Annotated in this window: 17 protein-coding genes; 13 read left to right on the plus strand and 4 right to left on the minus strand. The window is 44.9% G+C overall.

Annotation, left to right across the window (positions count from 1 at the left end; all coding sequences use genetic code 11):
* Positions 1-5: 5 nt before the first annotated feature.
* The 4 genes from carB (at position 6) to BUB19_RS19340 (ending at position 5,390) form a co-directional block, all read left to right on the plus strand.
* A complete protein-coding gene (carB, locus tag BUB19_RS19325) occupies positions 6-2,825 on the plus strand; it encodes a carbamoyl-phosphate synthase large subunit (RefSeq protein WP_073096940.1) in 2,820 nt (939 codons plus the stop codon).
* 195 nt (positions 2,826-3,020) lie between these two features.
* Complete coding sequence (locus tag BUB19_RS19330) at positions 3,021-3,275, plus strand: DUF4834 domain-containing protein (protein ID WP_073096941.1); 255 nt, start codon at positions 3,021-3,023, stop codon at positions 3,273-3,275.
* Between the two features lie 90 nt (positions 3,276-3,365).
* On the plus strand, positions 3,366-3,905 hold the full coding sequence (locus BUB19_RS19335) for a hypothetical protein (protein WP_073096942.1): 540 nt from the start codon (positions 3,366-3,368) through the stop codon (positions 3,903-3,905).
* 426 nt (positions 3,906-4,331) lie between these two features.
* On the plus strand, positions 4,332-5,390 hold the full coding sequence (locus tag BUB19_RS19340) for a hypothetical protein (protein WP_245802909.1): 1,059 nt from the start codon (positions 4,332-4,334) through the stop codon (positions 5,388-5,390).
* Between the two features lie 36 nt (positions 5,391-5,426).
* On the opposite strand, the gene BUB19_RS19345 is transcribed toward BUB19_RS19340, so the two are convergent.
* Entirely contained in the window at positions 5,427-6,194 is a 768-nt protein-coding gene (locus BUB19_RS19345; RefSeq protein WP_084097484.1) for a hypothetical protein, read from the minus strand.
* A gap of 318 nt (positions 6,195-6,512) precedes the next feature.
* On the opposite strand from BUB19_RS19345, the gene BUB19_RS19355 reads away from it, so the two are divergent.
* On the plus strand, positions 6,513-7,088 hold the full coding sequence (locus BUB19_RS19355) for a porin family protein (protein ID WP_073096946.1): 576 nt from the start codon (positions 6,513-6,515) through the stop codon (positions 7,086-7,088).
* Between the two features lie 65 nt (positions 7,089-7,153).
* Here the strand turns inward: BUB19_RS19355 and BUB19_RS19360 are convergent, their stop codons facing one another.
* Positions 7,154-8,785, minus strand: coding sequence for a carbon starvation CstA family protein (locus tag BUB19_RS19360; RefSeq protein ID WP_073096947.1), 1,632 nt, complete (start codon positions 8,783-8,785; stop codon positions 7,154-7,156).
* Positions 8,786-9,273: 488 nt separating this feature from the next.
* On the opposite strand from BUB19_RS19360, the gene BUB19_RS19365 reads away from it, so the two are divergent.
* The 7 genes from BUB19_RS19365 to murQ all read left to right on the plus strand — a co-directional run bounded on the left by BUB19_RS19365 (position 9,274) and on the right by murQ (position 15,887).
* Positions 9,274-10,335, plus strand: coding sequence for a mechanosensitive ion channel family protein (locus tag BUB19_RS19365; protein ID WP_073096949.1), 1,062 nt, complete (start codon positions 9,274-9,276; stop codon positions 10,333-10,335).
* A gap of 95 nt (positions 10,336-10,430) precedes the next feature.
* Positions 10,431-11,273, plus strand: a complete 843-nt coding sequence (accD, locus tag BUB19_RS19370) for an acetyl-CoA carboxylase, carboxyltransferase subunit beta (protein ID WP_073096950.1) — start codon at positions 10,431-10,433, stop codon at positions 11,271-11,273.
* Between the two features lie 125 nt (positions 11,274-11,398).
* Positions 11,399-12,703: an NADH:ubiquinone reductase (Na(+)-transporting) subunit F gene (gene nqrF / locus BUB19_RS19375; protein ID WP_073096951.1), complete on the plus strand. Its 1,305-nt coding sequence runs from the start codon at positions 11,399-11,401 to the stop codon at positions 12,701-12,703.
* A 92-nt stretch (positions 12,704-12,795) separates the two neighbouring features.
* On the plus strand, positions 12,796-13,953 hold the full coding sequence (locus BUB19_RS19380; RefSeq protein ID WP_073096953.1) for a formimidoylglutamase: 1,158 nt from the start codon (positions 12,796-12,798) through the stop codon (positions 13,951-13,953).
* Between the two features lie 51 nt (positions 13,954-14,004).
* Positions 14,005-14,232, plus strand: coding sequence for a cytochrome b5 domain-containing protein (locus tag BUB19_RS19385; RefSeq protein ID WP_073097015.1), 228 nt, complete (start codon positions 14,005-14,007; stop codon positions 14,230-14,232).
* Entirely contained in the window at positions 14,233-15,075 is an 843-nt protein-coding gene (locus tag BUB19_RS19390) for an N-acetylglucosamine kinase (RefSeq protein ID WP_073096954.1), read from the plus strand.
* Complete coding sequence (gene murQ, locus BUB19_RS19395; protein ID WP_073096955.1) at positions 15,072-15,887, plus strand: N-acetylmuramic acid 6-phosphate etherase; 816 nt, start codon at positions 15,072-15,074, stop codon at positions 15,885-15,887. Before BUB19_RS19390 ends, murQ begins: the two co-directional genes overlap by 4 nt.
* Positions 15,888-15,892: 5 nt before the next feature.
* Here the strand turns inward: murQ and BUB19_RS19400 are convergent, their stop codons facing one another.
* A complete protein-coding gene (locus BUB19_RS19400; RefSeq protein WP_073096957.1) occupies positions 15,893-16,969 on the minus strand; it encodes a mannose-1-phosphate guanylyltransferase in 1,077 nt (358 codons plus the stop codon).
* A 1-nt stretch (position 16,970) separates the two neighbouring features.
* Positions 16,971-17,939: a KpsF/GutQ family sugar-phosphate isomerase gene (locus tag BUB19_RS19405; RefSeq protein ID WP_073096958.1), complete on the minus strand. Its 969-nt coding sequence runs from the start codon at positions 17,937-17,939 to the stop codon at positions 16,971-16,973.
* 98 nt (positions 17,940-18,037) lie between these two features.
* On the opposite strand from BUB19_RS19405, the gene recQ reads away from it, so the two are divergent.
* Positions 18,038-20,215, plus strand: a complete 2,178-nt coding sequence (gene recQ / locus BUB19_RS19410) for a DNA helicase RecQ (protein ID WP_073096960.1) — start codon at positions 18,038-18,040, stop codon at positions 20,213-20,215.
* The last annotated feature ends 2 nt before the right edge of the window (positions 20,216-20,217 follow it).

The following is a 20,217-nucleotide window of genomic DNA, read 5'->3' on the forward strand; positions in this document are numbered from 1 at the left end:
ACAGCATGCCAAAAGACAGTAGCATCAAACATGTTCTTATCATCGGAAGCGGCCCCATTATCATCGGTCAGGCCTGTGAATTTGATTATGCAGGATCGCAGGCAGCCAGGTCCCTAAGGGAAGAAGGCATCACCGTGACCCTGATCAATTCCAATCCGGCCACCATCATGACCGACCCGGTAACGGCAGACAATGTTTACCTGTTGCCACTCGAAAAAAAATCGATTATTCAGATCTTGAAAGAACATCCGGACATCGACTGTGTGCTACCTACCATGGGAGGACAAACAGCTTTGAATCTCGCCATTGACTGTGACAAAGCTGGAATCTGGAAAAAATTCAATACCAGAATGATCGGTGTAGACATTGATGCCATAGACACGGCGGAAAACAGGGAAAAGTTCAAAGCACTGCTGGACACCCTTGGTATTGATGTGTGCATCGGACGTACTGCCACTTCATTTTTGCAAGGCAAAGAGATCGCTCAGGAAATCGGCTTTCCACTGGTGATCCGGCCTTCCTATACCTTAGGTGGCACTGGGGGAGGATTTGTAGACGGCCCGGAAAATTTTGAAAAAGCCCTGAGCGCAGGATTACAGGCTTCTCCAACCCACGAAGTGCTGATCGAACAAAGCATATTGGGTTGGAAAGAATACGAGCTGGAAGTACTGCGCGACAATATCGGCAATATGGTGGTCATTTGCTCAATAGAAAATTTTGATCCCATGGGGGTCCATACAGGAGATTCTATCACCGTGGCGCCTGCCATGACCCTTCCCGATACCGTCTATCAGAAGATGAGAAATATGGCCATCCGGATGATGAATGGCATTGGGAATTTTGCCGGTGGATGTAATGTGCAATTTGCCGTAAGTCCTGACAATCAGACCATCATCGGTGTGGAGATCAACCCCAGGGTATCCAGATCCTCTGCCCTGGCTTCTAAGGCAACGGGCTACCCCATTGCAAAGGTGGCTGCCAAATTGGCTATTGGATACAATCTGGACGAGCTCAAAAACAGTATCACGGGCAATACTTCTGCCTATTTTGAGCCGGCAATAGATTATGTGATTGTAAAAATTCCCAGGTGGAATTTTGACAAATTTAAAGGTTCTGACCGTAAGCTGGGGCTTTCCATGAAGGCGGTTGGGGAAGTTATGGGGATCGGCAGAAATTTTCAGGAAGCCCTGCAAAAAGCATGTCAATCACTGGAGATCAAAAGAAACGGCCTTGGCGCAGACGGCAAGGAGCTAAAAAACCAGGAAGAAATCCTCTACAGCCTGGCCAACCCTAGTTGGAACAGGCTTTTTCATATTTATGACGCCTTCAAATTGGGCATCTCTTTCCGAACGATTCAGGACCTGACCAAAATCGACAAGTGGTTTCTCAAACAAATCGAGGAATTGGTGCATCTGGACGATGTCATTGCGAATGAAACACTCGACAGCATCAGTTTTGACCTGATGAAAAAAGCCAAACACAAGGGCTATGCAGACCGGCAGATCGCCCACCTTCTGGGTTGCCTGGAAAGTGAAGTATTCCACAAGAGAAGAGAAGAAATGGGTATCAAAAGGGTGTTTAAGCTGGTTGATACCTGTGCGGCTGAATTTGAAGCCCAAACACCATATTTCTATTCCAGCTTTGGCGATGAGAACGAATCCATCGTATCTGAAAGAAAAAAAGTTGTGGTATTGGGCTCGGGGCCGAATCGCGTAGGCCAGGGTATCGAGTTTGATTACTCCTGCGTTCACGGCGTATTGGCCGCCAAAGAATGTGGTTACGAGACCGTCATGATCAACTGTAACCCCGAAACCGTATCTACTGATTTTGATGTGGCGGACAAGCTCTATTTCGAACCCGTTTTCTGGGAACACATTTATGAGATCATCCTGCACGAAAACCCGATAGGCGTGATCGTACAGTTGGGCGGCCAGACGGCCCTGAAGCTTGCCGAAAAGCTGGACAAATACAATATCCCCATTTTGGGAACCAGCTTCAAAGCACTGGATCTGGCGGAAGACAGGGGACGGTTCTCTACCCTGCTGAAAGATAATGAAATCCCCTACCCTGAGTTTGGCACCATTCACAGTACAGATGAAGCCTTGGAGCTTTGTAAACAAATCGGTTTCCCATTGCTGGTAAGACCTTCTTATGTATTAGGCGGGCAGGGAATGAAGATCGTGATCAACGAAAAAGAGCTGGAACAGCATGTAGTGAATGTACTTCGTGACATTCCAAATAACGAAATTTTGCTGGATCACTTTCTGGAAGGTGCCATTGAAGCCGAGGCAGATGCAATATGTGATGGCGAGCAGGTTTACATCATTGGCATCATGCAGCACATAGAACCTGCCGGTATTCACTCCGGAGATTCCTACGCGGTATTGCCTCCCTACAATCTGGGAGACCTGGTCATCCGGCAGATAGAAACGTATACCGAAAAGATTGCCCTGGCCCTGCAGACCAAAGGCCTGATCAACATACAGTTTGCCATCAAAAATGACAAGGTCTACATCATAGAAGCCAATCCGAGGGCGTCCAGAACAGTACCTTTCATCTGCAAAGCATACCAGGAGCCTTATGTCAATTTCGCTACCAAGGTCATGTTGGGCGAAAAGAAAATAAGCGACTTTACGTTTGCACCGGTCAAAAAGGGTTACGCCATAAAAGAACCGGTATTTTCATTTCACAAATTTCCCAACGTAAACAAGGAGCTCGGACCTGAAATGAAATCAACCGGCGAGGCCATTTATTTTATTGATGATCTCATGGACGATTATTTTCTCAAGATTTTTGCTGAGAGAAATCTTTATCTCAGCAAATAATACGGTTTTCATTCCATACACCCGGCCCGGATTAAACGGGCCGGGTAATTTTTCTCCGGACTCTTTTGAATCCCAACCATTGGCTTTACACAATTTTTCCATTAATATTGAATGGTAAAAAGGAAATTTCCGTTAATAGGATAGGCCAGTGATCGTACTCCGGTACGGTATCCGCATATTTTCTAAATTGTCATCATGATTTTAAAAATAATTATCTTCTTTATTGCTTTGGGTTGGATATTTTCCAGTTTGGTGAGGTACTTTTTAAACAGTAAACTTAAAAAGTTTGCTGATCAGGTACAGCAAGCCCAAAGAGAAGAAGCACGGAAAAAAAACAAACCCAGGGATGGAAATGTAAACGTGGACTTTGTACCCGATAAAGGCAAAAAGGGATCCTCAGGCAATATTTCCGGAGGAGACTATATCGATTATGAAGAAATAAAAGATTAATTTTTATGGCGGAACATTATTTTTAGAAATTTGCCCGAATCCATTTTACCAGATCGTTATTTTTATTAATTTCAGGAATTCATCCTGAAAATGCGGGCTTTTCTTTCCATACTGTTATTATCTTGCTTCCTGGTCTACCACTTTGGGTTCTATGTCTTTCACCGGGTGTATCAATTCAAAATAGAACAGGATTGGGCGGAAAGGGTATACCAGGAAGATTTTCCCAATAAAAAAATACTGAAAATCCCCATGAAGCTGCCCTACGCTTTCGAAGAAGAAGGTTTTCAACTGACCAATATTCCGTTCTCTAAAGAGGGAAAAGCATACCGGGCCATTCAGAAGCGGTTTAAGGACGATACCTTTGAGTTGGTCTACGTGCCCGATATGGCAAAAATCAAATTGGAAATCAAAACCAGAAATTGGGTGCTTTCACTTATTCCGGAAAACCGGTCTGATAGTCAAAACGACCAAATCATCTCGCAGGCCACAGTAAAGGATTATATCAAGCCTAATTTTCAATTTGAGTTTCTGCAGGCATTTTCTAAGCAGAAAAAATGGAAACCAGCCATTCCTCTTGCTTTAGAAGAAATGCTTCTTCCCAATCCCTCCCCACCCCCCAGATGGGCTTAACTTTTCGAACAACATCAGGAATATCGTCCAATTGGATGCCTGAACACCTATCTGCAATTTCCTGATTTATCTTGTACGGCATGCTCTGTCGATCATACCGCATTGCTGCGAGTATATTAAAAGGTCGCTATAGCATATCGTGTAGAAATGGCAATGTCTCATCATCAGGATATGGCTACCTGCGTGAATCACCCTGAGTACGATCCGGTATAAGGATGCACCTTATCCGGACAAATACCACCGGTGACTTTTCACTGCACCAGCATAACTGGTGTAAGCCAGGCTCTACCTGATGATCACTTGCAGGAAAGTTAAGAATGGATAAATAAAAGCGTAAAAAACACAAATATCTGACCGATGAATAACAAATACATAATATATCTAATAGTTGCATGTCTTTACTGCTTTGTGGCAGTAAACCAACTTATGGCACAAGGATGTGTGGCCATCAGACAGTTTTCCGGAGTAGGGAATGCCCTGAATCAGGGTGAGTTGCTCCAGAAAGGGGACTGGAATATTGTAAGCAATTACCGGTATTTCCGCTCGTTCCGGCATTTTAAAGGAACCCACGAAGAACCGGACCGAGTAGCCAACAATACCGAGGTGATCAATTGGTCTCACGCAGTAGACCTCAACCTCAGCTATGCTTTCAGCAATCAATTGTATGGGGTCGTTTCCCTGCCATTTGTTTACAATGAGCGGAGTTCTCTCTACGAACATGGCAGGTCCGAAAGACACGTTAGCTATTCCCAGGGGTTGGCAGACATGAGATTGGGTTTGGGTTATTGGCTGTTTAAAGGTGAAAAGGCCCGGAATGGAAATATGGCTTTCGGTCTCAATCTTAAACTCCCCACAGGCAAATATGATGCGCGCAGCACCTTTTACAACGTAGGACCGGAGGGAGCTCCCGAAAGGCGGCCGGTTGATCAATCCATACAACCTGGCGACGGGGGAGTCGGCCTTATTGCAGACATGCAGGGACTGCGATTTCTTGGAAATGAATTTGTATTCTTCTACGATGGATTTTACCTGATCAACCCGAGAGAGACAAATGGCACCAGGACCTTCCGGGAGACATTGAACCCCATACTCTCCAATGAGTCCATCATGGCCGTACCCGACCAGTATGCGCTGCGGGCAGGTGTCTTCAAGTCTATGTTTGTACATGGGTTAGGTTTTTCCCTTGGCGGCAGAGTAGAGGGAATACCGGTACGAGATCTCGTAGGAGGAAATACAGGATTCAGGCGTCCCGGCTATGTGGTTTCTATTGAACCGGGAATCAGCTACATGATCAATAATTTTACGTTGAATGTAAATGTTCCGGTAGCGCTGCATCGCAACCGGACAAGGAGCGTGACCGACATCGCGGCAAGCACTCCTCAGAACTACCGCCATGGGGATGCGGCGTTTGCGGACTACCTGTTGAATGTAGGTCTGGCCTGGAGAATCGTGAAGAAAGAACCTGCAGTATTCGGAGAGTTTTAATCCATTCCTGCCCCGACCATTACCGGGGCAGGAAATTTACCTTCCCCCATTTGCCCTGAGATCATTCCTGCAATTGTCGTCCAACTCAGGCACATCGTTTTGCATGAAGTTGAGAATATTGCTGGTCTCCACTGCCCAATACATCAGGCAATCTTCATTGTCACAGTGGTATTTATGGTCCTCGTCCGGATCTTCATGCGGAACGACCATATCCGTTCCAATATTTACCAGGCCAAGCAGATGTCCCAGTTCGTGCAGCGCCACGGTAGCTTCCAGATTTCCCCTTCCCGGCCTCCTGAACCCTCCGGTATTCTCTGCGATTCTTTTTCCAAAAAGCACCATACTTGTGTTTCTGTAGGCTGCTCCTATGGTAAAATATTCCTCTTCATTTTGCATAAAATATCCGTCCACCACCAGCAAAAATACAGATACGGTGTCACCCTCATTGTAACTTTCACGGTACTGATCCTCCAGTTCTGCGATGGCTGAGGTGGTATAAAACTCTTCGCCTCCCGCAGGAATTTCCTTTTCAACGATCCGGACCCCAGCTGGTTTCAGGGCTACTTCTCCAAGGAAGTTTGTCATCTCGCTCATCATGAAATTGGTAGGCCTGAACCCCTCCATGTATGCGATTTCAAGTTCCAATGCAGTGAAACGATCATCCGAAAGTATAAAATTGGCAGATTTGCCCACATCCCAGCGGGCCGCCCCCAATCCGACAAAGGGATCCTCACGAACAGGTTCCTCGCAGCCATGTAAAAGGATAATCAGAAAAAATATACCCGTAATTCTAAATAATCTCATTTACCCTGTTATTTTTCATATTTTGGTGAAAATTATCAAGACAAGTGGCCCCGATTTTTGTACCTCCTGGCTTACAACTTTTTATACCTGGCTGAACTTCAAAAATAATCAATACTCCGGTTACCCTGCAGGTCCAGGCTTTACCTGGTAAAGATAAGTCAAAAACCATGAGGAAACACAGAAAGTTTATCCTGTCCTGACACTTCTCACCTTTCCCGCTATACTGTGGAATAAAAAATGCACTGCAGCGTTTACTACTGTGGTACAAATCTTGTTAACCAAGTAGAAATTTTAAGTTCTCAATTTAATTTACAGCACATGAAAAAACTACTGATCATCGTATTTCTGTTGGGGTTTGGACAGCTAAACGCCCAGGTTTTGTCAATCGGTCCCAAATTTGGAATCTCCCAGGGGGACGTAAAGGTAATGGAGGGATTTAAGGGGGAGGATTCCAAAATGGGCTATCATCTTGGTGCCTTTGCCAGAATTAATCTACCTATTATATATTTGCAGCCGGAGGTTCTGTACACCAACACGGGTGGATCATTCTCGGACAACACTTTCAATTACGATGTCAGTTTTGACCGCTTAGATGTTCCCTTGATGGTCGGCATGAAACTGGGAGGAATCTTCAGAATACAGGCGGGACCGATAGCGAGCTACCTGATCAATGGTGACATGACTGCCGACAATGGGAGCGTTCAAAAAATAATCCCCCCAAAAGAAGAATTTACTTTCGGCTACCAGGCAGGCGTGGGACTGGATATCGGTAATTTCCTGATGGACCTGAAATACGAAGGAGGGCTAACTAACTCAGTGAACAATTTCGGTCAGGTGCCCACCGATCAGCGGCAAAACCAGCTTGTCCTGTCTCTGGGATTCAATCTCTTCTGATAACCATAAACCGGCATCAATCCACCGTTAATTGCCTACAGCCAATTAACGGTGGGACCGGTCTTTCATACCACAGCTTTTTCTTCCTTTTCTTTGATCAGACTTTTTCTGGCCAAAACGATCAAGGCAATCGACAGCAAAAACAAAATGGCAGCTATTACAGACAAGACATAGGCATCTTTCTGGAAATTTTGCCATGCAAAAAGGCCCAGAGAACTTAGCGTCACGGTAAACATAAAAAACATGGGTATGGTAACGAAAGTTGGGTTAATTTTTTTCCTGATCAGCCAAACAGAGATGGTCAGTAAGGCAAGGGCTGCCAGAAGTTGGTTGGCAGATCCAAAAATCGGCCACAATGTAGCAAAGCCTCCACTGCCCAATAGCAGGACCGAAAGCACCACCACCACAGTGGTGGACAGGTACCTGTTTTGAGAGATCTTATTCCCAATAGGCTGCTCCACATCCTCAAAATATTCCTGGAGGGTAAATCTGGCCAGACGGGTACAGGTATCCAGCGTAGTCAGCGCAAATGCTGATACGGTCAGCGCCACAAAGCCTATTGCAAATGGACCGGATACGCCCATAGAGGCGATGATATTTCCCAGGCCATCGGCAAACAAGGGCACGGGCCCTTCTTCTCCCAGCCGGGACAAATAATCGGTCCTGCTCAGCACCACTACAGCTCCTACTGAAATAATTGCTAAAAAAGACTCGATCAGCATACCTCCAAAACCCACTATCTTTGCATCTCCCTCCCTGTCAATTTGTTTGGAAGTGGTACCGGATGCCACCAGGGAATGAAAACCACTGATAGCTCCACAGGCGATGGTGACAAAAAGTACAGGAAACAAATAACCGAGATTTTCATCCGTAACATGCATTTGCGTATCCATCACTATGGTGGGATTGGCTACAAAAACTCCGACAATAGCCGCCAGGATCAAGCCATACAACAGAAAGGAATTGAGGTAATCCCTTGGCTGCAGCAGCATGGAGACAGGAGTGACGGAGGCAATGAAGGCGTAGATAAGCAAGATGTATATCCAGGTCTGGTAGTTCAGCACAAAAGGCAACTGCATGCCGAGATATACAAAATAATACATAACCGCAATACCTATGATCGAAGCTATCAGAAAAGCACTTTTTTTATTTCTGGTAAATTTTGTAACAAAACCAAAGGCGACAGCAAGCCCGATAAACAATATTGACGCCGAGGCTACCCCCGGGTTGCTGACAAATGTTTTGGCAATGATGTCCGCAAAAACAGCAATGATCAGAATTAGCGTGGAAAAACTAAATAAAATGAACAGCCGCTTGCCCTTTTTTCCAATATTGTTTTGAATGATCACGCCGATAGATTTGCCATCGTTGCGCAAGGAGGCTACCATACTTCCCAGATCATGGACAGCACCAAAGAATATCCCACCAATCAGAATCCAGATCACGGCAGGGACCCAACCAAAGGTGATGGCAATAATGGGTCCCACGATTGGACCTGCCCCTGCGATGGAGGCAAAGTGATGCCCGAGGACGACGATCGGTTTGCTCGGAACATAATCTACCCCATCGTTTAGCCGGTGGGAAGGCGTTAGATTGTCATTATTAATTCTGAATTTCTTAAATACATATTTGCCATAAATAAAATAGGCAGCAGTGAGTATGACGGCAGAAAATACAAACAGGTAGGTGAGTTGCATGACGTTGTTTTAAATTAAGATCAAACCAGAAAGAGGCATCAGGAGTTCTTATTCAAACTGATATTGTTTCAAAATCAGTCACTTCGACGTAGATCTTCATCGCACCATAATGGTAGCTTTCAGATATGCCTGACATTGATACAAATTCTGCCTTTCCCGATGACCGGGAAAAGTGCTTTAGAAACCTAATGGATAATCCGGGTTAAAGTTAATGAGAATATTGATTTTATGTTTCAATAATTTGTCTTTAAGTGGCCACATATCCGTCGGGAAGATGCCAATCGGACGAAAAATCTTCGCCTGTTTGATTATAGTCGCCCGATGTGATGTACCCTTCATGTCCTTCTGAGTCTGGACAGGCCCGATTTCATCAGAATTAAACCCTAATTTATAATTTAAGGAAGTTTTGCCCTAATTTTCATGCTTTTTGTCAGGTAAAAAACTTAATTTAGCTTCCTTTACTCCAACACCCTCATCAAATTTAAGGCATGGAAAGAGAAAACCTTATTTTTATTGGTATCGCACTTGGGCTTTTGGTTTTCAGTCACGTTTTTCTCTGGCTCCTGTTCCCCAGGCTGGCAAACCTCGTGTACAAACCCAGGTCTGAAAAAGGCAAAAGATCAATACGGAAGTTTTCAAATGCATTAAAATGGGGTCTTTTCTTTGCGATATTTCCCATTATCGAACCGTTTTTTTCTCCTCCTGACCTGGATTACCTTGGTCAAAAGCCTTTCTTTATTGTGTTGGCAATCATTACCATCTCCTGGATCATCATTGAGTTTTCCAATGTGCTCAGGCATGCATTTCTGGAAAATTTCAGTTCAAACAAGGAGGACAATCTCAGAGAAAGGCGAATGCTCACTCAGGTAGCCTTTATCAGGAAACTTTTTATCATTCTGGTGGTCATTGTAGCAATCTCCGCGATACTGATGAATTTTGAATCTGCACGCAAGCTGGGCGCCGGTCTGCTTACTTCAGCCGGAATTGTGGGCATCATTGTGGGCCTGGCAGCGCAGAAGTCCATTGCCAACCTCCTTGCAGGCTTTCAAATCGCTTTCACCCAACCCATCAGAATTGACGATGTGGTAGTAGTCGAAAATGAATGGGGGAAAATTGAAGAAATCAACCTTACCTACGTGGTCGTGAAGATATGGGACCAGAGAAGGCTGGTGCTGCCCATAAACTACTTTATTGAACAACCTTTTCAGAACTGGACCAGGACCACTGCTGATATATGGGGGACGGTCTTCATGTATGTGGACCATACGGTCCCGGTAGAAAATTTAAAAGTAAAGCTCAAAGAGATATTGGAAGGTAGTCCGCTGTGGGATAAAAAAGTCCAGGTGCTCCAGGTAACGGATTATACGGAAAAAACAGTGGAAATACGTTGTCTGATGAGTGCAAGAGACAGCCCTACTGCCTTTGACCTCAGGTGTTTGGTCAGGGAAAAAATGCTGGAGCACCTACAGCAACAATATCCTGAATCATTGCCCAAATCTCGCGTATTACTGACCCGGGAGGAAGAAAAAACCGCGGAGGAAAACCGGTAATCGGCAGGAGAATGCAGATTTTGGTTTTATTTGCCGGATAATACCCATAAATTTGAAATCTCAAATTACCTTTGGGATAATTTAAACAAAACTTTATGGCTTGGTTTAAAAGGAAAGATGCCGGGATCAAAACCTCCACAGAGGAAAAGAAAGACACCCCAGACGGATTATGGTACAAAACCCCAAAAGGAAACATTATCCATACCCGGGAATTGAAAAACAACTCCTATGTCTGTCCTGATGATGATTACCACGTAAAAATCGGATCAAAGGAGTATTTTGAAATTCTATTTGATGACAACCAGTTTACAGAGCTGGACAAGGACATGACCTCAGGAGATCCGCTTAATTTTGTGGACAGCAAACCCTATACTACCAGAATAAAAGATACCATAGCAAAGACCAAACTTAAGGATGCCGCCCGCACCGGCGTGGGCAAGCTCAATGGACTGGACATTGTAATTACCTGCATGGACTTCAATTTTATTGGTGGATCAATGGGATCAGTAGTGGGAGAAAAAATATCCCGGGCGATTGACTACGCATTGAAAAATAAGATCCCATTCCTGATGATTTCCAAATCCGGCGGAGCCAGAATGATGGAGGCCGGATTCAGTTTGATGCAAATGGCAAAAACCTCCGCGAAACTCTCCCTTCTGGATGAGGCAGGGATTCCTTACATTTCCCTGATGACCGATCCTACCACCGGAGGAGTCACTGCTTCCTACGCCATGCTGGGGGATTTTAATATTGCGGAACCAGGAGCACTGATAGGATTTGCCGGCCCCAGGGTAATTCGGGAAACAATCGGTAAAGACCTGCCGAAAGGTTTCCAGAGTGCCGAATTTGTATTGGAACATGGATTTCTAGACTTTATCATCGACCGGAGACAGTTGAAAAACAGATTGTATACTTTGCTAAACTTATTGCGAAGCTAGGCAGTTGTAATGGTAGATCTGTTGGATTAAAATACTTCCACATTGCGGTGGATTTGCCGAAATATAATATATTTGTGGCAATCATTTACCGGTCAAAACATACTGATAAAATAAAATTTCATTAAATGAGTTCAGTAATCATCACTTCGATAGTAGCATTCACCTTTATTATTTTGCTGCTGGTTTTCATACTTCTTTTTGCCCAATCCAAGTTAGTGGCCTCCGGGGACGTTAAGATCATTATCAATGGAGATGAAAAAAATCCGCTGACTGCATCTGCAGGATCCACTTTACTGTCTACCCTGGGAAACAAGAAAATCTTCCTTCCCTCTGCCTGTGGAGGCGGTGGTACCTGCGCCATGTGCAAATGTACGATCGAAGAAGGAGGAGGTGAGGTCCTACCCACAGAGGAGGGACATCTCAGCAGGGCAGAAAAGCAAAACAATGTCCGACTTTCCTGCCAGGTGAAAGTAAAAAACGACATGAGAATCCGCATTCCTGAAGAGATTTTTGGCATCAAAAAGTGGGAATGCGAAGTGATTTCCAATTACAACGTATCGACATTTATCAAGGAGTTTAAGGTAAAACTTCCTGAAGGAGAAATATTGGACTTCGAGCCGGGAGGATACATTCAAATTGATGTCCCGCAGGTGGTTGTCAACTTTAAAGATATGGACATCACTCCCCACCCTGAGCTGGGTCACCCCGAAGATGTATACCAAAGCGATTGGGATAAGTTTGGCTTGTGGGACCTTGTGATGAAGAATGACGAGGAACTGTTCCGTGCCTATTCCATGGCTAACCATCCGGCAGAGGGAAATATCGTCATGCTTACTATCAGGATTGCCACTCCTCCCTGGGATAGGGCGAATAACAAATGGATGGATGTAAATCCCGGGGTCTGCTCTTCTTATGTATTCTCCCGTAAGCCAGGCGACAAGGTGACCATCTCGGGCCCTTACGGTGAATTCCACATCAACCCTACGCAGCGGGAGATGATATACATTGGTGGTGGTGCAGGTATGGCCCCATTGCGATCCCATCTGTTTCACTTGTTTCACACAGAGAAAACCGATCGCAAAGTCTCCTATTGGTATGGCGGAAGATCCAAAAAAGAACTGTTTTACACCCCTCATTTCAGAGATATAGAAAAAGACTTTCCCAACTTCAGCTTCCACATCGGCCTATCGGAGCCGCTTCCTGAAGACAATTGGAAAGTGAAGAAATCACTGGACGATAAGGAAGGGGATGGATATGTCGGCTTCATTCACCAGGTACTTTATGACAACTACCTGAAAGATATCGAAGAGCCGGATGAAATTGAATATTACCTCTGCGGACCTCCATTGATGAACTCAGCAGTACTCAAAATGCTGGACGATATGGGAGTGCCCAGCGAAAACATTAGGTTTGATGATTTCGGCGGCTGATGCGAAAGAAAAATTGTCCCGTTACATGTTAACGGGACTTTTTTTATGCATGCATTTTAGGTAACTTTGGTATTGAATTTTAACGTTTATCCATGGATCTTGAGGCATTTTTCGAACCCATTTCGCCAGAAATCTTAACTGAAGCCTATGGTCACAATGCATTTTTTCATCACATCCATTGCCACGGGGAGAAATTTCCGGATATCAATGGCATTCAGATAGCTCTGATCGGCTTAGAAGAATACCGGGGCAGTGCAGATCCGGAATTGCCAAACAACGCGCACACAAGCAGTGAGATAAGAAAGAAGCTTTACCCGCTGAAAAAGGGTCAAAACAATTATAATATAGCTGACCTGGGCAATCTAAAATTGGGCGTTACCAGGGAGGAGACACTTTCGCTGGTCAGTTCCATTGGGGAAATACTGCTTAAAATGGAGGTGCTCCCAATCTTCTTCGGCGGCAGCCATGACCTGGATATGGGACAGTACCTCTCCTATCAACACATGAAAAAACTGGTCAGCCTGCTTACGGTAGACGCCAGAATGGACATGGAGGACCAGGGCAAGCCCGCTGATATTCATTCCAGGGACATCATATTGAACAAACCAAATTACATGTTCAATTATTGCCACCTTGCCTACCAGAGCTTTCTGACAGACCAGGAACTGGTGACTACATTGGAAAAGTTATATTTCGACCATGTACGCCTGGGGAAATTAAGAGATAATTTTAAGGAGGTAGAGCCGCTGATCAGGAACACTGATCTGCTGAGTTTTGACCTTTGTGCCATACACTCCTCAGATGCCCCCGGATCCATAGAGGCCCAGCCCTTTGGCCTTACCGCAGAGGAGGCCTGCCAGATTTGCTGGTTTGCCGGAATGAATGAAAAATTAAGTTCTCTGGGTCTGTATGGATACCATGCCATACTGGATGATAGCCGGTTTAAGACAGCTTCGATTATCGCCACTATGATCTGGTATTTTATCGAAGGCTTTTACCAGAGAAAAGATAGTTTATCTTTTAAAAGCACCGATTACATCAAATATACTGTATCTTTAGACTCCAAGCCCTCAATTTTACATTTTTACAAGAGCAAGTTAAGCGGTAAGTGGTGGATGGAAATCCCAAGTAACAAAAATGAAAAATTTAAACGAGATACCATTATCCCCTGCAGTTACCAGGATTACCTTACCGCCCAGCAAGGGGAAATTCCCGAACGATGGGTCAACTCGCAATTAAAGCTATATTGATTTGATGCAGGTTTGGAATCAAGGCAAGATAAATTTGTAAGCTGGAAAATCATGATTCAAATTTCCAAAAACCAATTGGCGCTGAGAAATGGCCAGGACAAACCCGAAGTATGGATCGCTTTCCGAGGCAAAATCTACGACCTCTCCAGCTCCCGACTCTGGAGATCCGGCAGACATTACGAGCATTGGGCAGGCCAGGACCTCACAGCAGAGTTGGAAAACGCCCCCCACACGGCACATGTTTTTGATAAATTTGAACCAATTGGCTATCTTAAATAAATGATTCTAATCGCAGACAGTGGTTCAAGCAAAACCGACTGGAGGGTAATCCGAAATGACGGAAACATCTCTCAGTTCAGAACAATTGGTTTCAACCCCTACTATCAGACCCAAGAAGATATGATTTCAGGGCTGAATACCCCTTATCTGCTTGAGTTGAAAGCTGAGATCAGGGAGGTATATTTTTACGGGGCGGGTTGTACTTCCACAGCCAACAAGGAGGCCGTAAAGCAAGCCATTCAAAGCATCTTCCCAATCGATGCGATCTATGTGGATCACGACCTGATGGCTTCGGCGCGGGCCACCTGCGGGCACCAGGCGGGAATCGCCTGTATTCTGGGTACAGGCTCAAACAGTGGGGACTATGATGGAGAGCGCATTATTTCCAGCAGGCCCTCACCTGGATATCTGCTGGGCGATGAGGGAGGCGGCGCCTATATTGGGAAGCACTTTCTCCAGGATTTTATTTATGACGACATGCCCCCGGAGATACGTACAGCAGTCCTCCGCATTTATAACCTCTCCATCTTTGAAATTCAGGATAACGTTTACAAAAAACCCTTTCCCAACCGCTACATGGCGGGGTTTTGTCAGTTTATTTCCCAGCACAAATCCGATCCTTACTGCTACAATCTGATATATAATGCTTTCAGGGATTTCTTCCACCGGCATGTGATGCGTTATGAAAATTATCAGGACAAAAACGTTAATTTTGTTGGGTCCATCGCCTTTTACAACAACGATATCCTCAGAAAGGCAGGGGCGGATTTCAACATTCAAATCAATACCATCATTGAAACCCCGATTGCGGGGTTGACGCTCTATCACCAACAGAAAATATGAGTACTACCGAAAGCGCATCCTATTACGACCACCTGGAAAAAATGTCGGTACGCGAATTACTGACCAATATGAATAAGGAGGACCAAAGTGTCCCCCTCTCGGTAAATAAAGCCTTGCCCCAACTGGAGGCTTTGGTAGCTGCCATCGTGCCACGAATGGAAAAAGGAGGGCGCCTTTTTTATATTGGCGCTGGTACCAGTGGGCGCCTGGGGATCCTGGATGCTTCGGAATGTCCTCCTACCTATGGTGTCCCACACAATATGGTGGTTGGCATCATTGCCGGAGGAGACATGGCCATCAGAAAAGCTGTAGAAAATGCGGAAGACGATCAGCAGCAGGCCTGGAAGGATATTCAGGCCCATGGATTCAACGCCTGGGATACCGTAATTGGTATCGCTGCATCGGGCACTACTCCCTATGTCATTGGGGGGGTCAAATCTGCCGGATCGGCGGGTTTGCTCACTGGCTGTATTACCTGTAATAAAGATAGTCCCCTGGCTGCGGCCAGTCAATTTCCGGTGGAAGTGGTGGTCGGGCCCGAATTCGTCACGGGAAGTACCCGAATGAAATCCGGTACTGCCCAAAAATTATGTCTGAACATGATCTCTACAAGTGTGATGATCAAACTGGGAAAGGTCAAGGGAAATAAGATGGTCGACATGCAACTATCCAACAAAAAACTGGTCAACAGAGGTACAAAAATGATCATGGAGGCGACCGGGCTGGACGAGACTGCAGCCAACGACCTGCTGATCAGGTATGGATCCGTAAGAAGTGCGGTTGCTGCCCACGAACAAAACCGCGATAGCTGAGTCACTTACACATAATCTTCGTCTATTTTTTTGGCATCGGTGACGTAATTCCTAAACTTCTCTTCCTCACCAAGTTTACATATCAAGAGCACATTGTTGCTATCACTGATAAGGTAATCCGTCAAACCCTGGATGACCACGAGTTTGTCCTGAGGAAGATGAATATAACAATTTTCGGTATCATAGAGCAGCGCTTTGCCTTTTATGGTATTTTTTTCGCCGTCCTTTTCCGATATGTCGTATAGGTTTTGCCAGGAGCCCAGGTCTGACCAGCCAAAATCGCCCAACACCATAAATACCTTGTCTGATCTTTCCAAAATCCCATGGTCAATGGAGGTGTTTTTGATGAGGCTATAGGCCTTATTGAGAAATTCCCGCTCCTTGGCGGTACAAAAATATATTTCTCCTTCTTCAAATACCTCGGCCATTTCAGGCATGTATTCCTCAAAAGCTGAAATAATGCTTTCATTTTTCCAGACAAAAGTACCTGAATTCCAAACGAAATCGCCGCTTTCCAGAAAAGTGTTTGCTAGAGACAAATCGGGCTTTTCAGTGAAGGTTTTTACCTTTTTTACCGGATTTCCGTTTTCGTGGAAATACTGGATATACCCATAACTGGTATCCGCTCTGTTTGGTCTGATCCCAATCGTCACCAGGTTACCTGTCTGGCTGGCACCTTCCATAGCCAGGTCCAAGGCCTCAAAAAACGCCTTTTCGTTAAAAATCAACTGGTCTGAAGGACTGATCAAAACTTTGGCATTGGGGTTCAGTTTTTTGATCTTGTAGCTGGCGAGGGCAATAGAAGCCGCCGTATTTCGTCGGAGCGGTTCCACCAGTATTTGATGGTCTGGGATCTCAGGCAATTGTTCTTTTACCAAACCATGGTATTTTTTATTGGTCACTACTATAAACTGGTAGGCCTCAAAAATATTTTTAAACCTGTCGAAAGTCATCTGCAGCAATGTTCTGCCCGTACCAAGCAAATCCAGAAACTGCTTGGGCTTGTGGTGTCGGCTGACAGGCCAGAATTTGATACCGATACCCCCGGCAAGTATCACGACATATTTGTCTTTAACATCCATATTAAACAATACCTTCTTTCATCAAATCATGAATATGAATAAAGCCTACTACTGTTCCTGCCGCCAGCACTACCAATTGGGTAATGTTATGTGCTCTCATCAAACCCAAGGCGCTAACGGCATAATCATCCACTTTTATTACTTTTGGCTTGGGCGTCATGATGTCCCGCGCTTTTATCGTGGAGAGATCTGCTGCCCGTTGAAGCATTCGTCTGAGATCCCCATCAGTAATGATCCCTTTCAGTTTTCCTCTCGGATCCACTACTGCTGTGGCACCCAGTCTTTTGCTGCTGATTTCTATGATCGCATCTTTCAAAGTGGCGTCCTCTGACACGATGGGAAGCAGGGAACTGTCCATTACATCTCCTACCCTCATGTAGAGCTTTTTGCCCAGCGCCCCACCGGGATGAAACCTGGCAAAAGATTCTGCCGAAAACCCCCTGGCACTGAGCAGGCACACGGCAAGGGCATCACCCATGGCCATTTGGGCCGTAGTACTGGTAGTAGGCGCCAGGTTATTGGGACAAGCCTCTTCTTTAATCCCGGCATACAATACATAATCTGCCTGCTTGCCCAGGTAACTTGTTTCATCTCCGACAATCGCGATCAGCTTGCTGCCCAACTGTTTGACAAGAGGGATAAGCACCTTGATTTCCGGTGTATTGCCGCTTTTAGACACGCATATTACAAAATCTTCTTCTTTAATCATACCCAAATCTCCATGAATAGCATCGGCGGCATGCATAAACAAAGAAGGAGTACCTGTAGAATTGAGTGTAGCCACAATTTTATTGGATACGATTGCACTTTTTCCAATTCCCGTGACTACCAGACGGCCTGAGTTCTGTAAAATATCTTCCACACAAGCCTCGAAATCTGCTCCTATATGGGGTATTAAGTCAATCAGCGCATCGGCTTCGTTTTGAAGAACATTTCTTGCCGTGGTTTTAATATTTTTTAGTAAATTCAATTTTACAGTTGTTAATTGTTAATTTTGTATAAAGGTAGGAAAGTTTTACCTTAAACTTTAATGATTGACGAAGAGCAACTCATTAAACTATTTGTCTGGTGGATAACGCAGTAAAAGATAATCTGAAAAATATTTTTGGTTTCAATCAGTTTAGAGGAAACCAACAGTTCATAGTAGAAAACATACTCAAAGGGAAAAACACATTTGTGATCATGCCTACCGGTGCAGGCAAATCACTTTGTTACCAGCTTCCCGCGGTGTCGAAGGAGGGGACAGCAATCGTCATTTCGCCATTGATCGCCTTGATGAAAAACCAGGTTGACCAACTGAACAGCTTCGGGATCAATGCTCATTTTCTCAATTCAACGCTCAGCAAAGCTGAATCCAACAGGGTAAAAGCGGAGGTCACTTCAGGCCTTACCAAACTGCTGTACGTGGCGCCTGAGTCATTGACCAAGGAGGAAAACGTGCAGTTCCTGAAAAAAGCTGACATCAGTTTTGTGGCCATTGATGAGGCACACTGTATCTCTGAGTGGGGGCATGATTTCCGGCCGGAGTACCGCAAAATAAAATCTATCATTGCTCAGATCGGCGACAAGCTCCCGGTAATTGCCCTGACCGCCACAGCTACACCCAAAGTCCAGCAGGACATACAGAGAAACCTCCAGATGGAGGAGGCCGACCTGTATAAATCTTCCTTTAACCGAACCAACCTTTACTATGAAGTTCGCCCCAAGGTAAAAAATGAAACCAAAAAGGAGATCATCAAATACATCAAGGCCCATAAAGGAAAGTCCGGTATCATCTACTGCCTCAGCAGGAAGAAGGTGACGGAAATAGCAGACCTTTTAAAAGTAAACGGGATCAATGCAGCCCCCTACCACGCAGGACTTGACGGACATGTTCGGGTAAAAAATCAGGATGATTTTCTTAATGAGGAAGTGGATGTAATTGTAGCTACCATCGCATTTGGTATGGGTATAGACAAACCGGATGTCAGGTATGTGATTCATTACGATGTACCCAAGTCACTCGAAGGCTACTATCAGGAGACCGGCAGGGCGGGGCGGGATGGCCTGGAAGGACACTGCCTGATGTTTTACCGTTATGAGGATATCGTAAAGTTGGAAAAGTTCAATAAGGACAAACCTGTCAACGAACGCGAAAATGCCAAAGTACTGCTGCAGGAGATGGCAGCCTATGCGGAAAGCTCCGTCTGCAGGAGAAGGTTTTTACTACACTATTTCGGAGAAAACCTGGGCAAAGATTGTGGGTATTGTGACAACTGTAAAAAAACAAAAGAAACCTTCGATGGACAGGAGGATATCGTTACTGTGATCAAAGCGGTCAGGGAGACCAATCAGAGGTTCAGCATGGATCATATCGTCAGCATGATCCGGGGGGAAAGAGATGAATACATAGAAAGCTACGATCACGACAAGCTCTCCACCTTCGGTTTAGGAAAAGACAAAGATGCAGTACACTGGAAGACGGTAATTCGTCAAACCATGATCTATGGCTTGTTGGATAAGGATATTGAAAATTATGGTGTCCTTTTATTGTCCGATAAAAGTGAATCTTACCTCAAGGACCCTTATCCTGTCAAGATCAGTAAGAATCATAATTTTGAAGAAATGGCTGAAAATATATCTTCCGAAGAGCTAAGCAACATGGGCACGGCTTACGATGAGAAGCTTTTTGAATTACTGAAGGCAGAAAGAAAGAAAGTAGCAAAGGCCAAAAACCTCCCTCCTTACGTCATCTTTCAGGATCCCTCGCTGGAGGAAATGGCCACTGTCTATCCCACGACCAGGGAAGAACTCGCTCAGATTAATGGAGTTGGTCTTGGCAAAGTGAACAAATTTGGCGGCTCTTTCCTGCGCCTGATCGAAAATTATGTAGAAGAAAACGAGATCATTACCGCCTCTGATGTAGTTGTAAAAACGGCAGGCACCCGGTCCAAGGTAAAGATTACTATCATTCAGCAGATCGACAGAAAAATTGACCTGGATGAAATCGCCAATAACCTGAATATCAGCATGGGTGAACTGCTGCATGAAATAGAACAAATCATCTACAGCGGAACAAAATTAAATATCAACTATTACATTCAAAATATCATGGATGACGAAAGAGAAGAAATTCTCCATGACTATTTTATGACGGCCGATACTGACAAAATCCGGGAAGCCATGGCGGAATTGGAAGATGAAGATTTTTCTGAGGAAGAAATAAGGGTGTACAGGATTAAGTTTATTTCAGATCACGCCAACTAAAA

Origin of the sequence: Cyclobacterium lianum (assembly GCF_900143075.1) — a bacterium.
In the GTDB taxonomy this organism is placed as follows: domain Bacteria; phylum Bacteroidota; class Bacteroidia; order Cytophagales; family Cyclobacteriaceae; genus Cyclobacterium; species Cyclobacterium lianum.

Excerpts from the sequence above, each read along its gene's own strand:
- carB (WP_073096940.1), top strand. The coding sequence starts at position 6 with ATGCCAAAAGACAGTAGCATCAAACATGTTCTTATCATCGGAAGCGGC.
- BUB19_RS19330 (WP_073096941.1), top strand. The coding sequence starts at position 3,021 with ATGATTTTAAAAATAATTATCTTCTTTATTGCTTTGGGTTGGATATTT.
- BUB19_RS19335 (WP_073096942.1), top strand. The coding sequence starts at position 3,366 with ATGCGGGCTTTTCTTTCCATACTGTTATTATCTTGCTTCCTGGTCTAC.
- BUB19_RS19340 (WP_245802909.1), top strand. The coding sequence starts at position 4,332 with ATGGCACAAGGATGTGTGGCCATCAGACAGTTTTCCGGAGTAGGGAAT.
- BUB19_RS19345 (WP_084097484.1), bottom strand. The coding sequence starts at position 6,194 with ATGAGATTATTTAGAATTACGGGTATATTTTTTCTGATTATCCTTTTA.
- BUB19_RS19355 (WP_073096946.1), top strand. The coding sequence starts at position 6,513 with ATGAAAAAACTACTGATCATCGTATTTCTGTTGGGGTTTGGACAGCTA.
- BUB19_RS19360 (WP_073096947.1), bottom strand. The coding sequence starts at position 8,785 with ATGCAACTCACCTACCTGTTTGTATTTTCTGCCGTCATACTCACTGCT.
- BUB19_RS19365 (WP_073096949.1), top strand. The coding sequence starts at position 9,274 with ATGGAAAGAGAAAACCTTATTTTTATTGGTATCGCACTTGGGCTTTTG.
- accD (WP_073096950.1), top strand. The coding sequence starts at position 10,431 with ATGGCTTGGTTTAAAAGGAAAGATGCCGGGATCAAAACCTCCACAGAG.
- nqrF (WP_073096951.1), top strand. The coding sequence starts at position 11,399 with ATGAGTTCAGTAATCATCACTTCGATAGTAGCATTCACCTTTATTATT.
- BUB19_RS19380 (WP_073096953.1), top strand. The coding sequence starts at position 12,796 with ATGGATCTTGAGGCATTTTTCGAACCCATTTCGCCAGAAATCTTAACT.
- BUB19_RS19385 (WP_073097015.1), top strand. The coding sequence starts at position 14,005 with ATGATTCAAATTTCCAAAAACCAATTGGCGCTGAGAAATGGCCAGGAC.
- BUB19_RS19390 (WP_073096954.1), top strand. The coding sequence starts at position 14,233 with ATGATTCTAATCGCAGACAGTGGTTCAAGCAAAACCGACTGGAGGGTA.
- murQ (WP_073096955.1), top strand. The coding sequence starts at position 15,072 with ATGAGTACTACCGAAAGCGCATCCTATTACGACCACCTGGAAAAAATG.
- BUB19_RS19400 (WP_073096957.1), bottom strand. The coding sequence starts at position 16,969 with ATGGATGTTAAAGACAAATATGTCGTGATACTTGCCGGGGGTATCGGT.